The organism is Streptomyces pratensis (assembly GCF_016804005.1).
Lineage (GTDB): Bacteria > Actinomycetota > Actinomycetes > Streptomycetales > Streptomycetaceae > Streptomyces > Streptomyces pratensis_A.
In genome coordinates this window covers 7,169,404-7,183,888 of record NZ_CP051486.1, presented here as the reverse complement: position 1 = coordinate 7,183,888, position 14,485 = coordinate 7,169,404, and the positions used below count along the sequence as shown (strand labels likewise).

Annotated in this window: 14 protein-coding genes; 3 read left to right on the top strand and 11 right to left on the bottom strand. The window is 63.4% G+C overall.

The window, feature by feature from the left end; translation table 11 throughout:
- Positions 1-91: 91 nt before the first annotated feature.
- From HED23_RS30060 to HED23_RS30040, 5 genes are all read right to left on the bottom strand, one after another.
- The gene (locus tag HED23_RS30060; protein ID WP_238442168.1) at positions 92-1,690 is read right to left on the bottom strand and encodes a hypothetical protein; all 1,599 of its coding nucleotides are present in this window, start codon (positions 1,688-1,690) and stop codon (positions 92-94) included.
- Between the two features lie 449 nt (positions 1,691-2,139).
- Positions 2,140-2,592 (bottom strand): hypothetical protein, encoded by a 453-nt coding sequence (locus tag HED23_RS30055; protein ID WP_238442167.1) that lies wholly within the window; start codon positions 2,590-2,592, stop codon positions 2,140-2,142.
- 247 nt (positions 2,593-2,839) lie between these two features.
- Positions 2,840-3,232 carry a hypothetical protein gene (locus HED23_RS30050; RefSeq protein ID WP_338019615.1) on the bottom strand — a complete coding sequence of 131 codons (393 nt, stop codon included), beginning with the start codon at positions 3,230-3,232 and terminating at the stop codon, positions 2,840-2,842.
- A gap of 283 nt (positions 3,233-3,515) precedes the next feature.
- Complete coding sequence (locus tag HED23_RS30045) at positions 3,516-3,725, bottom strand: DUF397 domain-containing protein (RefSeq protein WP_203186483.1); 210 nt, start codon at positions 3,723-3,725, stop codon at positions 3,516-3,518.
- The gene (locus HED23_RS30040) at positions 3,706-4,572 is read right to left on the bottom strand and encodes a helix-turn-helix domain-containing protein (protein ID WP_203186482.1); all 867 of its coding nucleotides are present in this window, start codon (positions 4,570-4,572) and stop codon (positions 3,706-3,708) included. The genes HED23_RS30045 and HED23_RS30040 overlap by 20 nt, the downstream gene beginning before the upstream one ends.
- A 210-nt stretch (positions 4,573-4,782) precedes the next feature.
- Here HED23_RS30040 and HED23_RS30035 point away from each other — a divergent pair, with 210 nt between their 5' ends.
- Positions 4,783-5,418, top strand: a complete 636-nt coding sequence (locus tag HED23_RS30035; RefSeq protein ID WP_203186481.1) for an ATP-binding protein — start codon at positions 4,783-4,785, stop codon at positions 5,416-5,418.
- A gap of 25 nt (positions 5,419-5,443) precedes the next feature.
- On the opposite strand, the gene HED23_RS30030 is transcribed toward HED23_RS30035, so the two are convergent.
- Entirely contained in the window at positions 5,444-6,190 is a 747-nt protein-coding gene (locus tag HED23_RS30030) for an HNH endonuclease (RefSeq protein ID WP_203186480.1), read from the bottom strand.
- 161 nt (positions 6,191-6,351) lie between these two features.
- Between HED23_RS30030 and HED23_RS30025 the strand changes: the two genes are divergently transcribed.
- Positions 6,352-7,563 carry a DNA cytosine methyltransferase gene (locus HED23_RS30025; protein WP_203186479.1) on the top strand — a complete coding sequence of 404 codons (1,212 nt, stop codon included), beginning with the start codon at positions 6,352-6,354 and terminating at the stop codon, positions 7,561-7,563.
- On the opposite strand, the gene HED23_RS30020 is transcribed toward HED23_RS30025, so the two are convergent.
- Genes HED23_RS30020 through HED23_RS30005 form a run of 4 tightly spaced genes read right to left on the bottom strand, consistent with a single transcriptional unit; the run spans position 7,498 to position 11,868 of the window.
- Entirely contained in the window at positions 7,498-7,956 is a 459-nt protein-coding gene (locus HED23_RS30020) for a very short patch repair endonuclease (RefSeq protein ID WP_203186478.1), read from the bottom strand. The two genes, HED23_RS30025 and HED23_RS30020, sit on opposite strands and share 66 nt — an antisense overlap.
- A complete protein-coding gene (locus tag HED23_RS30015; RefSeq protein WP_203186477.1) occupies positions 7,953-9,788 on the bottom strand; it encodes a DEAD/DEAH box helicase in 1,836 nt (611 codons plus the stop codon). The genes HED23_RS30020 and HED23_RS30015 overlap by 4 nt, the downstream gene beginning before the upstream one ends.
- Positions 9,785-11,203 carry a transcriptional regulator gene (locus HED23_RS30010; protein WP_420803057.1) on the bottom strand — a complete coding sequence of 473 codons (1,419 nt, stop codon included), beginning with the start codon at positions 11,201-11,203 and terminating at the stop codon, positions 9,785-9,787. Before HED23_RS30010 ends, HED23_RS30015 begins: the two co-directional genes overlap by 4 nt.
- Before the next feature lie 53 nt (positions 11,204-11,256).
- Positions 11,257-11,868, bottom strand: coding sequence for a hypothetical protein (locus HED23_RS30005; RefSeq protein ID WP_238442166.1), 612 nt, complete (start codon positions 11,866-11,868; stop codon positions 11,257-11,259).
- A gap of 604 nt (positions 11,869-12,472) precedes the next feature.
- Between HED23_RS30005 and HED23_RS30000 the strand changes: the two genes are divergently transcribed.
- Positions 12,473-13,027: a hypothetical protein gene (locus tag HED23_RS30000; protein ID WP_203186476.1), complete on the top strand. Its 555-nt coding sequence runs from the start codon at positions 12,473-12,475 to the stop codon at positions 13,025-13,027.
- A 430-nt stretch (positions 13,028-13,457) separates the two neighbouring features.
- On the opposite strand, the gene HED23_RS29995 is transcribed toward HED23_RS30000, so the two are convergent.
- Positions 13,458-14,432 (bottom strand): NaeI family type II restriction endonuclease, encoded by a 975-nt coding sequence (locus HED23_RS29995; protein WP_238442165.1) that lies wholly within the window; start codon positions 14,430-14,432, stop codon positions 13,458-13,460.
- Positions 14,433-14,485 lie beyond the last annotated feature (53 nt).

The following is a 14,485-nucleotide window of genomic DNA, read 5'->3' as shown; positions in this document are numbered from 1 at the left end:
CCTCGATGCCCCCGGGGCGGTTCGTGATCGGCGTCGCCCCGGACGGCCTTCCTGAGGATCGCTCCCTGGCGTCCTGGCGTCCTGGAGTTCCCTACCGGGCGTCCTGGCGCCCGAGTACCTGTTGCAGCGCCCCGTCGGCCCGCGCCCTGGCACCCCGACCCGTCGCCACCGCACCGCCGCTCATGGTCCCGATGAAGACGCCGCCGTTGCTGACCTGGACGATCTGCTGTTCCAGCTGCCCGGTGTCATGGCCCTTCTCGCTCAGTGCCTGGAGAGCCCCCGTACCGATGCGCTCCTGAATGGTCCTCAGGTAGCGGCTCACGTCCATCTGCTGGAGCGGCGACTCGCCACGCACCGAGGCCATCTCGCGTACGGACGCCGCAGCTCCCTCGGCAGCGGTCCCCGATGTGTGCACCTCCCCGAAGCGGCGCAGCGCCCAGCGGGCCGCGCTGTCCAGCGAACGCACGGCGGAGAAGGCTGCCGCCACCCCGGCGGCGGGCGCGGTCACCAGAGCCCGGGCCGCCGCCATCGCCGGGTACTCGCGGCCCCGCTCGACGATCGCGTCGACGAGCCCGAACTCCGGCTTGAGCGGGTCCAGCACGTGCGGCACGACCTCCAGCACCAGCAACTCGCCCTGGGTGTGCACGCGGACCAGGACCGAGACCACCACCTGGTGCTCCCAGGCACTGACCCGGACCCGCAGGAAATGCCGCCTGGCCTCACCGCCTTCACCCACCGATGCGAGCCGGTGCATCGTGGTCGCGGTCTCCCCGTGATCGACCTCGTGCCTGGGAGGTCCGGACGGCAGGTAGACCAGCTCGTCGATCTCCACCTTCCTGAGGCGGTCCAGACCGGACGGTGGAATCGGAAGCCGGCCGAGATCGGCCAGCCGGTCCCGTACGCAGTTCAGTACTCCGGCGGCGGTGAGCGGCTCCGACTCCGATTCCGGCCTGCGGCGCAGGTCCATCACGAGTGACCAGGGCTTCAGGGGACGGCCGGACCCGACGAACGGTCTCGCCGGTTCGTACAGGACGATCCCCGAGTTCTGTTCCCTGTCGAGGGCGAGGCCGATCTCCCGGAGCCACTCGGGCCCGGTCAGTTCCTCCCGGGGCTCCTGCTCGAAGGTCTCGGAGCGGAGCCGGTCGCACATGATCTCCTCGACCGCGTTGCGGTGCCTCCACACAGGGATGACCAGCAGCAGCGGGAAGACCAGGGCCATCCAGTTCGCGGAGGTGTTCCATACGGCGGCGAGCGCGGCAGCCCAGTACAGGGCCAGCAGCAACCGGGGTGCCAGGGGCGCGAGCCTGACCCAGCCGCTGCGCGGAGGCAGCAGGCCGTCCAGGGAGTACACGCTGGTGCCGCGCCCCGACACGTTCCGCACGAGCCACAGCAGTGCGCTGATGATCGCGTAGTTCAGCGCCCAGACGCCGGCGCCCGGATAGCGCCGGACGTTTTCCCCCTCCTCGAACAGATCCGTCGGGAGGAAGAAGTGCTGTTCCGTGTAGCTCTGGCCGTACGCGTCGGCCAGGCTCCAGGAGGTCATCCAGCCGAAACCGTCCCCGTAGAGATCCGCCAGCCAGAACAGGGTCCACAGGAGCGCGATCAAGCCGCCGGCCTGTAACTCGAGCTTGCGCGCCCGCAACGCGTGCGCCAGTACGGGGACCACGTCGACCCCGACCGAAGGCGCCACGGCCCTCCCGTCTTGCTCGACCAGCTCTTCCACGACACGGCGCCGGAATCGTGCCTGCAGGTACGGCCCCGCGCAGAGCAGGCGGGTGGTCCCTGTACGGGAGTACCGGCTGGGAGACGGCTGCGGACCGGAAGGCGCGTTCGACTGAGCAGGAACCGTCAAGGTGGCCCCAATTCCTGTTAATAGCCGCGAGTTGCGGCGCATCGATTGCTTTGAGGCGCCAGACTCTAGAGCAGACGATTACAGAGGGCTATGAGTTTTACACAGATTGCACCTGGCGGGTGAGTGTCGTGATAAGGCGCGCATTGCGCCTCGGGAGGCAGGGGCTCTCGTCGGCCGGCTACGGCCCCTGCCTGCTCGACTTCGGCACCCGTCCCGGGGGAGGAGGTGCCGCACCGCGGGCGGCGCAGAAGCCCAGGGAGCCACTCGCCGCCGGCGACTTCAGGACCTCAGCCGGCCCGACGCCGGGCCGTGGTCTTTCGCGCGGGCTGGCGGATGATGTCGTGGTCTCCCGCACGTCGCTTGACGTAGGAGAAACCACCGGCGGCGTCGGGGTCGTAGTGCACCACGACGTCATCTTTGGTGAGCGTCCTCCGCCAGCTGTCCAGACGGGTGCGGTCGCTTTCGGTCAGCTCGCGTCCGTCCCGGCGCCGGGCTTCCGCCCTGAGCATCATCAACGGATAGAGGTGGCGGTGCTCAACCTTGACGAACCAGGGAATGAGGTCGTCGTCACGGGTGATGCGGCGATCGAGCCCTCTCCTGTTCCTGAAGTTCCCCCACATCGAAGAGACCGTGTCGATGCCGTACTTGCGCCGGTATTCGTCGATCATCCACTGGTAGGTCCGACCCTCCTCGAACCACCGGATCACCTCGGCCTCGTCCTGGATCTTGCGCTTACCCATGTCTCCCCTTGGGCTCCTCGCCTGCGACAGCCACACCACTCCCACAAAATCGTTCAAATTTTAACAGTGGTGATCGTGTCGAGCCGCTGACCGCTGAGGGGCGAAGGGGCCGGACGGCGGTCTGCGGCGACTGTGGAACAAGCCGGTGCGTCGGCGGGGATCGGAGGCTTCGGGGCGTCCCCTGGCCAGCCCTCTTGAGGGTGCGATGACAGCCCCTGAAAGCCCTCTTGGCGACGAGCGGCAGCCGCTAGCCTTCCAGGCCGGCCGACGCGGCAGGGCCCAGCTCCGCTGTGAGGAGGCGGCGGGTACGGGAGTAGGCCCCTCGCGCGTCGAGCGCTTCGACGTCGACGGTCAGGAGCCGCCAGGGCGTCCGTGCGAGGAGGCGGCGCGTCAGGTCGGCCTCGAAGCGGAGGTGACCGGCGGCCGACGCGAGGTCGTGAACAGCCCGGGTGCCGGGGGAACCGGCGAGCTTGCGCACATACCAGTCACCCCAGGCGCCCCCTTCCCGCTCGATCGCGCGCCCCAGCGCCTTCTCCGGGTCGCCATGGACGTACACGACGGTGACCCGGGCGGGCTCCACCGCGCGGGCCAGCTCGCCCAGGAAGCGGACGATGGCCTCCTCGTCGTGGCCCCATGCCACGAGGGACGGGATGAACGGCAGGAGGGCATCCGTGACCAGGTACTCCCGGCCCGCCCGGAGCGACTCCGCGACGTAGGCGCGGGTGCACGCGACGAGGGTCGCGGGGCGGACCGTGCCGGCACCACTGCAGATGCCCCCAGTGCCCCGCTTGGTGCCAACTGTGCCAGTGGGCGTCTCTTAGCCAAGGACTGCAGATCAGCCTCAGCGCGTGCGGCTAGGCGCCCAGGCGGTGTCAGGTGTCACGGTCCAGGCCCAGGGGTGCCGGGACACCTGGCTTCACGCCTCAGCCGAGCCGACCGCTGCGCACTGAACAGACGAAGTCGCTCCAGGCAGCGGAGGGCACATGAAATCGCTCTCCGTGCGGCCGCGTGCTGTCACGTACTGAGGTTCCCCCATCGGTGAAAGCCGCTTCCACGCACTCTGTTTCGTTGCCGCCGCTGTACGACGACTTGAACCACGTGCAGTCCGGAATCTCAGTGCTGGCCCTTGTCATCCTTCAGGTCCTCCTTGGCACGGCTGATCAGCTTCCGTGAAGCTTCGATGTCCAACGCTTGTGCGCGCAGATATTCGAACGCAAGTCGGTAGCGCATCAGTTCCGCGTCCTTCTCCATGAAGACCGATCCGACGTGAAGATCGACGTAGACCACATCCAGCGACGGTTCAGGACCACCGAGGATGACAAAACTGCCGAGCGCCGCTGAGTGAGCGCCGCGGGAGAACGGGAGGATCTGCAGGGTCACGCTCTCGGAGTTGCTGCTGGTGATCAGGTGGCTGAGCTGCTCGTGCATGATCGCAGGGGATCCCATCACGCGGCGAACCACGGACTCATCAAGGATTGCCCAGAGGTGGGGAGCGTCGGGGCGGCTGAGGATCTCCTGCCGACGCATCCGGATGTTCACGAGGCGCTCAATCTCCTCGGTGGAGCGACGCATCTCGTTGGCCTGCTGAAGCGCGGTCGTGTAGCTCCGCGTCTGGAGCAGACCTGGGACGTACACACAGGAGAAGTGGTCCTCGCGCACAGCCTCGTCTTCGAGGGTGAGCATGAGGTTCATTGTCTCGGGGATGTGGTCGGCGAACGAGCTCCACCACCCCTGTTGCCTGGCGTCCTTGGCCAGGGCGACAATCACCAGACGCTCGGGCTCACTTGCTCCGTACTCACGGCACAGAGCGTCGATGACCAACCACTTGACGGGGCCTTCGGTTGTCTCGTAGCGGCTGACCGTGGCCTTGGATACCCCGACGAGATGCCCGGCTTCCTCCAGAGTCATTCCCGCACGGGCCCGCAGCTTGCGCATCGTTGCGCCGAGATGACGTCGGCGAGTGGTGGCCCTGGCTGGCATGGGTGTCCTTCCGATTACGCCGGAGGCGGCCCGGCAGCCTCAGGAAGGCTAGAGCTGGGATGAGTTATTGCACTAACAGGTTCACCCGATCGTGAGTAGTGAGAAGTTACACCACGAGAGCTTTCGGTGACATACTGTCACGCATGCCACTCAGTGAAGCCGTTTGGATACGGTGAGTGCAGGTCTGAGGTGGTGCCGGAAGGAGAGTGCATGCCCGATTACGACGCCGGTGCTCCGCTGCGCAGCGTGCTGCCGTTCGAGGCTGAGCCGACCAGGGTGCGGGATCTGCGGAAGGCGGTCAGGGGGCAGCTCGCAGAGTGGGGGCTCGCGGCTGTAATTGATGAAGCTGAGCTGGCGGCAAGTGAGCTTGCTTCCAATGTGATCAAGCACGTGGGTAGAGGGACTGCCGCCACTCTGGTGCTCGAGGTCACGGGTGAGCGCCTGCGAATCGAGCTGCACGATATGAGCCATTGCCCGCCGGCTCTGGGGTGTGTGGCGCGCGATGAGGAGGAAGGCGGTCGAGGGCTGCGTCTGCTAGCAGCCTTTTCAGTCGACTGGGGCACCTTGCAGACGGCGACAGGCAAGATGGTCTGGTGCGAACTTTCTCGCACTGGGGGTGCTGATTGTGTGCAGGTCCGGCGCGCCGACAGGGTGCTCAGCATGTACCGGGAGCTGGCTGAGGCAGACCCTGTGCCGTTTCTGAGTCATCCGCGGGCGCATGAGGAGCGAGCGACCGCCTTAATTGTCGATCTCTTGCACTGGCTGGGCGCCCAGGGCTGTGACCCCGACAACCTGCTTGACCGCGCACAGCAGCGCTACGAGGCCGGCCTGGAGCCTGTCGCGTGAATCCCAGACAGGGGCGACCGGCTACTCAGGAGCCGGGCCTCAAGTGGTTCAGTTCGGCCCGCAAGGCATCGGGAGTACGCCAGGATTCACCGGGGCGGCTCTTGTGGCACATGCGGTGGCAGTTGGCGCATAGGAACGCCAGATCGTCCAGCCCGGTCTCGCGGGGCCCGGATATGTGGAGGGGCAGTCTGTGGTGAACCTCGATGTAGCCCGCACCGAGGGTTCCGTAGAAGTGGCCGAAATCGAAAGTGCAGACCTCGCACTGCAGGGGCTGGCCCAGCTTCTCAGCCCTGGCGATCTTGCGAGCCCGGAGTCCGCGGTCACGTTCGCGGTGCAGAGCCCAGCGAGCGAGGAGGCGGCCTTCGACTGCCGAGTTCCCGTCGTCGTCGACTTCGTCGGGGTCTTCTGGGATCACGTGCAGCTTGCCTGCACCGATCCCCTGCCTCAGAGCAGCGGCAGCCCCGAGCATCTCGGAGGGCCGGGCGATGAAGGCGGCGATTACCACCTTGTCCAGCTTTCCGCCCTTGGTGGGGATTCCGGGATAAGCAGGATGGTTCGAGGCGAGATCTGACGTTTTATGACTGACGCTGCCGACGGTTCTGAACTTAGGGATAGTCTGCGCAGCGCCCTGGTGTATGGGCAGGGACCGGAGCAGGCCGGAGAGATCGAGCACACGAGGGTCGCCCTCACGCAGCTCATTCCAGCCGTTCTCGACCACGAGGGCACAGGCCAGCAGCAGCTCGTCGTGGGTCCATGCGGGGCTTTTCGGCACGGGCCATATCGTATGAGTGTTCGCTGTCACGTGTGGGGCGGTCGGAGGGTATTGGTGTGTGACGCACACTTGGAGGCGGTCGCGTTGTCAGTGGGGTCTGTCACCCTCTGTGACGACTGGCAGCAATGGGTGCCAGTCGGGAAAACTTGGGAGGAGGGTGCATGACCAGCACTAAGAGGGAGTTCACCTCAGTCGAAATCTGCGCGGGGGCGGGTGGGCAGGCCTTGGGCTTGCACAATGCGCTTTTCAGGCATCTCGCGCTCATCGAGATTGATGTGAGCGCAGTTGCGACCCTCAAGAGGAACGTTGAGGGCAACGCGGAGTGGGAGGGCTGCAAGGTCAAGCAGGCTGACCTTACGAAGCTCAAGCCACGGGACCTGAGGCTGGAGCTAGGTCTGGAGAAGGGGGATCTTGACCTGTTGGCTGGTGGTGTTCCGTGCCCGCCCTTCTCTCTTGCGGGTAAACAGCTCGGGCGGGACGACGAGCGGGATCTCTTCCCGGACATGATCAGGCTCGTAGACGAACTGAGGCCCAAAGCCGTCATGATCGAAAATGTTCGTGGCCTGCTGGAGCCCTGGGAGAAGTTCCTGGAGTACAGGGAGGAGCTCCTGGGGGAGCTCGCTGACATGGGCTATGGGCAGTGCTACTGGAAGGTGCTGGAAGCCAAGAACTACGGAGTCCCTCAGCTTCGCCCTCGGGCTATTCTGGTCGCACTGAGGGAGCCGCTCGTCCCGTTCTTTGCTGCTGCTGAGCCAGAGAAGCGTCCGCTTCGTACTGTGGGAGACGCTCTGAAGAACTCGATGCGTCAGCGTTTCGATGAGGTAGATGACCCCAGGGCTGATAAGGCGTTCGAGTCCTGGCTGAGGGAAGCCTCGAAGGGTGTAGCGCCGACTCTTGTTGGCGGATCGAAGAAGCACGGTGGCGCTGACCTGGGCCCGACCCGTGCCAAAAGGGCATGGGCAGCGCTTGGAGTCTGCGGACTGGGTGTTGCGAATGACTCCGCGGAGATGAAGCGGCAGGAAACTGAGGAACGTGATCTTTTCGCTGCAGCTGGGCCGAAGCTGACGGTAGAGCAAGCAGCGATCATTCAGGGCTTTCCTTCCAGCTGGAAGTTTGAAGGAAGGAAGACCGCGGCCTACCGGCAGGTGGGGAATGCTTTCCCACCGCCAGTGGCAGAGGCGGTCGGGCAGCAGATTATTTCTGCGCTCGAGGCAGCGAAGGCAGCCGGTGTTACGGCCGAGATGCTGAAATCACAGCCCGAGGGCAGGAGAAGAGAAAGCGAACTGCTGTTCCGGATGGAAGATCTCTCAGTGCCGAGCGTCGCGGAGGCGGCTGACGGCAGTCGCGATCGAGAGGGCGCAGTCGTCGGGTGACTCGTGTTCCCAGAAGCGGAGCACGGTCCACCCTGCGTCACGGAGGCGCTGGTCTGTGTCTCTGTCACGGGTCACGTTCCGCAGCACTTTGCTAGACCAGTAGCCGACGTTGGTCTTGGGCGACACGTAGTGCTCCGGACAGCCGTGCCAGTAGCAGCCATCAATGAACACCGCGAGCTTCGCCGGGCGGAAGACGATGTCTGCCGTCCGGCGAAGCTCAGGCAATGGTTTGGCTGCTACCCGGTACCGCAGGCCCTGTGCATGAAGAAGTCGCCTGATCAGCAGCTCCGGCTTGGTATCCCGGCTTTTGATCGCCTGCATGTTCCGGCGGCGGGCGGCCGATGATGCCCAAGAGCCGTCTGGTGGCTGCCAGTGCTTCTCTTTGTGCGTCATATTCCGGGACTATCCAGATGCTCTAGTAGGGCTCGGAGATCTGTGGCATCCATTCCCCACGGTGTCACTTCTTCGTCCGGATCTGCCAGCTCCTGCACGGATGGGTCATCCAGGATCCGCCCCATGAAATCTAGCTTCACTCCGAGACGGTCGTGGATTGCCTCATCGATCGTTCCTCTTGAGAGAAGGACCGTGATGCGAGTCTCGGTACCGGCCTTCAGTCCTAGGCGATGGATGCGATCCAAGCTCTGCAGGAATCGGCCAGCGGAAAAGTCCCGGTCGAGGTAGATCGCGTCGTGGCATACGTGATGGAGACTGATCCCTTCTCCAAGTGTTGCAGGATTTGATAGCAGCACCATGCAGTCAGGGTCATTCCGGAATCTTCTGATCTGCTCATCACGGTCGATGCTTCCACCGTGTACTACGGCCGGCTGGAAATTTGCCAGTGCGCTCCCAAGCGTGGTCAGGTTGCGAACGAACGTTGACCAGACCAGCGTCTTGCGCCCCAGTCGCGCGTTCTCGGCAACGGTTCGAAGGACAGCCTCGTACTTCGGCGACATCTCGTAGCGCGGCAGGTCCCGCATGAGGTCCCGAAGGGACCCGTCACCTGGCGCTTCGTAGGGGGGCACGTAGAAGGGCAGTGGCTCGTAACGGTCGAGCCCCTTGTCCAGCAGGGTTGGGCTGGTGCTGGCCATCATCAGATAGACGAGAACCTTACCCAGTCTCGTGAACTCGTCCTGCTCCCTGTCAGTAACGCCTTGAGGTCTTTTGCGCAGAGCCGTGTACAGCCGCCGGTGGGCAGGCGGGAGATCGACGAGACGCACCCGGATGTCTGTGGGCGGTAGTCCGAGTTCATTCTTCGTCGTCCTCGTAAACAGCGGACGCAGTGTCTTACTCGCGTGGGCCAGGTCACCCCCTGCCACTGCCTTGTCGACAGCCCGGCGGCCGTGTCCTGGCCAAACAAACGAGAGCAGGCTTTCCAGATCCTTGGCACCATTTGGGGCTGGCGTGCCAGTGAGGATCAGACGATGGCGGGCCAGTGGCCCGAGCGCCATGCAAGCTGTGCCGTAAGTTCCTCTGACCCCGAGCTTCATCCGGTGTGCCTCATCCAGCACCATCAAGGTCGGTGCAGCACTCAGCCAGTCCGCCAGCTCCGTCTGATACCGGTTCAACCGTTCGTAGTTGACCAGCAACACTTCAACGTCGGTGCCGGGCCGCCGCTCGAAGACGCGGACTGCCAGCGGTTCGGTGAAACAGTGTGCGCTCTCGTCTTGCCACGCCTCGTACGCGGATTTGGGGCTGACGACGAGCAGGCGTCTGACCTTGCCAACATGGCGGAGTGCCGCATAGACAGCCATTGCTGTCCGGGTCTTCCCCGCGCCCGGCACGCTGAAATTCGCGCCATGCGTAAGAGACAGCAGCTTAGCAATATCGCGGGTCTGGAATCCGGTCAGTGGTGCCCTCCATGCAGGACCCAGCTGTGCCGGCACGTCGGCGGGGGTGACTGCCCCGGCGAACTCCAGCCCTTGTTGTCCTGCGGCCAGCCGGGAGTCGACTGCCTGCGAGTCCAGTACGGACCCTTCAGCCAATGCCTTCAGGTCAGGGGAGAAAGACACTCCCGCAGGGTCATGCCACTGGTTGAGCACTGCGAGGTTAGAGAGGAAGTCCTCCAGGTCAACTTCGGCAGCAAGCGTTCCACGTTGGCTTCCACTGCCGAACCGGGCCGTCAGTCGCACCAGTTGTTCGTGGCTTTCGGGTTGAGTCCTCAAGATGACCTTGGTTCGGGTCTCATGGAAGCTCAGTCGCAGTGACGGCTCGGCAGGGGCAGTCATGCTTGGTCCTCACTTGCCTTGATGAGCCATGCCATGCCGTCGCCACGTTCGCTGATTCCGCGGTTGGCCTGTCGTGCCAGCTTCAGAAGACTTCCCTTTAGCCGTAGCAGTGCGCTGTCGAAACTCTTTTCATCCAGGCTGCTGTTCGCGAAAGCCTGTGCGAGGTCGCTGACACTTTGATTGATAGCGGCGCTAGCGTCGTCCAGGCGCTCTGCGGTGGTCTGTTGCACCTTCTTCAGGCGGTCATCGCGGTAGGCCTCATCCAGCGCCCTTCGCATAGCTTTTCTCATCGAACTCAAGGTCTGCTGGGCCGTCTCCCTGGCCTCCTCAGGCGCGTGACGTGCAGAGCTCAAAGCCTGGGCCTGCAGAATTTTATCTGTAAGTTCCCTGGCTTGTGTGACAGGCAAGGGCGGCGGGTTGAGTGAAACGCTCAGACCGGCGATTGGAATCGCCACACTTGCTTGTGGAGCATCGTTCTCGAATGCATTGGGGATTACCTCTTTGAGATAATCTTGCTGGAATTTTCCATTGATTAGACGTGTCCTGGTTTTGGCGAAATCAAGGACGATTGCAGCAATTCTATTCTCCTTTACTTGCTCGGCAATTTCTTTGCTGGATGACCCCTCTGTCTTGTAATTTCTATGCAGTTCCTTAAGGTTCTCCTGGTGTCCCTCAAAATCGGTAAGGCTTAGTTGTGAGCCGTCTTCCGTCCGGCTTCGATCGATCATTTCTCGAATCACTCCGAGAATCCAGCGCTCCTGTCTGAAAGTTTTCAGCTGGATGTGGAATTCTCGTGAGATATCTTCAGCTGCCCGGCCAAGCAGCTCCTGCTCCTCCATCGCCAGCAGGCGGTTGATATACGAGTAGTCTCGGCGCTCATCTGGCCTGAGCTGCAAGGCAAGTTCGACCGCATTAATGTCTTCCCAGGTGAACGAGGGGGGAAGTACCCCCACCCGGATTGAGGTCTTCTTTAGTTTCCTGAGGGCTGCGGCCCGAGTGTTTCCGTTTACCAGGATCCCCTCGTGCGTGATCAGCCCTGGCTCCTGCTGGTCGACCTCGCCGAGACTCTTCATGAGATCCATGAACTCGGGGTCGGGATCTTCGGGGCTGGTCGGCCTGCCGATCAGCAGGCGGTTGAGATAGTCCTGGCTCTCATCCAGCCAGGGGTCGGATTTCAGAGTCCGGGCAAGCATCGGATCATGATCGCGCTGAGCCCTGATCCGGTGCGTCGCGGGATTGTAGTAGACGTCCCGCAGCGGCATGTCGATCACGCCTACGTGGAGAGGGCGGCCGTTCCACTCCACGGTGACCGATTCCCGGGCGCCCTCTCCTTCAACGGCCTCCTTAAGCCGACGAGCGATGAATTCAGCGTTGTCGGCTGCTTTCGGAGGAGGGCTGAACTTCAGCATCTCCACACCCCATTCCTTCTCTGTGGTGCCTCGCTGCAGCGTGGCACCATGCACGCTTCCTAGTACTGCGCCGGCCTGATGGCGTCCCTGACTGCCCTCCGGGACTCGGCAGGCAGCGTCCGGTATTCACCCCAGAGACGTTCCATCATGCTGAAGTCCCGGCGGTCCATCGTCATCCACTGGGAAAAATGGTCCCGCTCGATCTGGCTCATCTGCCCCAAGCGCCCAAGGATTCCCGCCAGGTCCGTTCGGCCGCCACGGCCGCCGGTCCTGCAGCGCCGGCATTCAGTGATCATCTCAGTCATTACCTTCGCGCCCGGCTTGATGACCTCCCGGCGTGCGACATCGAGCTGGGCTGTCTCCACCCCGCCCTCGTATACTTCGCCGGCCGCGATGCCGCAGACGCGGCACAGGTACTCATCCGCTTCCAAGATCTCGCGTCGTCGCGTCGCCGTAATGCTGGTGGCCGCCGTCTTAGCCCTCGACTGGCCTGGCTTCCAGACCTCAGCTCCAGCCGCGACGAAGCGGTGCTCGCTTGATGTGAGAGTCGGGTCGTCCCTGTTTGTCGCAATTTTCCACCCGCGATCCCGAAGGTCGCGCATGCGGCGGTCAATCTGTGAGGTCTCGGGAAAAGCGTTGCGGAGCTCGGTCTTTGTGAACACCTCGCCCACGCCCACTTCTGAGACGAGCCAGAGCGCGCACCGGGCCATTGTTCCGCGGCCTGGATCCCGCCATGAGGGAATATCCTGAGAAGTCACCGTTTCATCCCTTCGCGCACAGGGCGTGTTTTTCCAGCGCGTGGTCTGCGCCAGCAAGAGCAGTCGTGACAGAGGGCAGCCCGCATCTCCATTGGACGTGCGAACGCGACGTCAGGGCAAGTCTCCTCAGGTGTTTGCGGCCAACTGCAAACAAGTCAGCCGTGACTGGAACTCTAAGTGCAAACGTCGGCTCTCAAGTGCAGTCGTGTGCAAACAGGTTGAGGGCCCGTTGTTTTCGAATCAGGGTGGTGCTGACGCCCGTTCAGGGAATACTGGTCCTGCTCACACGGCCCACTTGAGGGGGACACCTATGGCTGCCGCCGGCCATGTCAACGAGGGCTACTGGAAGGGGTGCGATGCCGACCGCATAGCGTACGTCGAACGATTTCGTCATCTGCTCAGGAGTAGTCCGTACGAGCTCCAGAAGGCTCGCGCCAAGTTTCTGCAGATACCCACGAGTAGTCTGTCTTGCTACTGGAGCGGCCTTCGGGTGCCCGGGCGGGACAGGCTGGCGGAGATGTACCAGAAGCTCTGCGAAGTCGTGGAGCCGCAGAAGGCCACTGTCACGCTTGCCGAGCTTGAGCAGCTCCGCAGCTCAGCTGCGCGTCGGAGCCGGGATGTGACTGCGGTGCTGCGGGTGTCCAATTCCGCCTCGGCGTCTCGTGCCGACGACCAGATGTCCGCTTCTGCTGCGCTGGGCGGAACCACTCCGGCACTTTCGGCAGGGGACCGGCGCAACGCCCCTAACTGTGCGATCGGCCAGACGATCGACGCTCTCGTTGCTGCAGAGGCTGCTGGCGAGCGCCGGACACTGCTCGGTATCGCGTGGTCCGCCAGCAAGGCCATGGTGTCCAGCGAGATCAGTGCAACAGTGGCCGAGCTGCACGACATGGGCAGGGCGGATCTCGCTGAAGCGGTCATCCTGGGGGGGCGTGAGCGTGTTCAGGGCGAGGCCATAGACCTTGCGCTCGCACTGATGGGGCGAGATCTCACCGACTATGCCCGGATGGTCATGCGGGCAGCGCTCTTGTCAGCAGGTGCACCAGATACCGGCCGCCGCACAGATTCTTGATTGGCGCCCTGCGAGCGGAGCCCCACCAAACCCCTTTCACATGAGGGGTGACGTCTCGATGGCGCCCCCATTGACGTACGAATCCTTCAGCGAAGCGGAGAAGACCATGGAGAATTCTGATGAGCAGCGGACCAGCTGGTCTGAGATCACAACCCGTGTTGAGAGGAGGCATTCCGCGGTCCCGGCGATGTACGAGGACGGTGCGTCCTGGTCCACTATCGAATCAGTGACGGTGACCGTCGTGCGCAGCGGGAGTTCCGACAGTATGCCTCCGGATTCTGCGCCCTGACTCGTTCCGGAACTGGAATCGGTCGATGCTCGTTCAGGGCGGCATGCCGTACGACCGTTAGCCGGTGCAGCTGCGGGAGGTGCCCGGAGATTGGTGCCCTCCCGCAGCCGGACTTGTCTACTGTGATTACTGGCTGTTAATTCAGTACCCTCCTCGGCCGGCCTGGGCTTCTGGCAGCCGCGGTGCCATTCCGCCTGTCTCGCCCGGTTCCGCCACTACCCAGAATTCTCCGTCGATTTCCGCTTGCGGGCGATCGCCATGTTCAGGAAGAGCGCGAATGACGCGATGGGCAACGAACTCGCCCTCCCTTGGGACTGGACCTCCCAGGGCGCGGGCTACTGCTTGGTGTGACTGATAGTCGCCGAGGATGATAATTCCTTCCGGGCGCAGCGCCGGACGGGCCCGCCCTCTGTCCCCCTCGCGGACACGCGCCATGTAGTCGAGTTGCTGAGCAGCAGTGCGCACTACGCCGCGCCCGATTCGTGTGCCGAGTACGGACCGGAATAGTTCGCGGACGCGTGCCTGCCCTTTGTGCTTTCCTGGGATCAGGATGCGTGCTCGTGTGTCCGGGTCAAGATGCAGGAGGACGTTCTTTGGCAGCGTCGCATCCTTCCAGAGCCAGGTGATCCTGTTGCGGTGCTCCGCCTTGACTGTGAACTTCATGTCTCTGTTCGTTCCGCCGTTGAGCCATTCACGCTCTATGCGCAGCAGCCCAGCACTCCAGCGGCTCTCGTAGTCGTCAGCCCAGACGAGCAAGCAGAGGTGGCCTTCCGCCTCAGGAGGAATCATCCAGGCGCCGAATTTCTGTGAGTACTTGCAGTCGACGTCGATGTCCTCGATGCGGTAGTCCATGTCGACCCCGTCGTGAAACTCGAACTCGCGCTGCAGGTTGATCTCAACAAGAGTTCCCGCGTGGGTCTTCTCGGTCTTGAAGAGAGTGGCCCAGTCGTAGCGCCCAGTAGCCTCACCGTTCAGCAGTTGGTCGATGGTGTCCCGCAGCACTCGGGCGAAGCGGTCCCCATCAGGGTCGGCGTGCATCAAGTGCTGGTGCACCAGCATCAGCTCTGGGTCGTCGCAAACGCCGGGTTTTGGCCCCGGGAGGTCAAACAGAGTCACCTGACACTCTTTCGTGAAGCGGTGGGGAGGTAGTAACTGCCTCGGCTAACGGG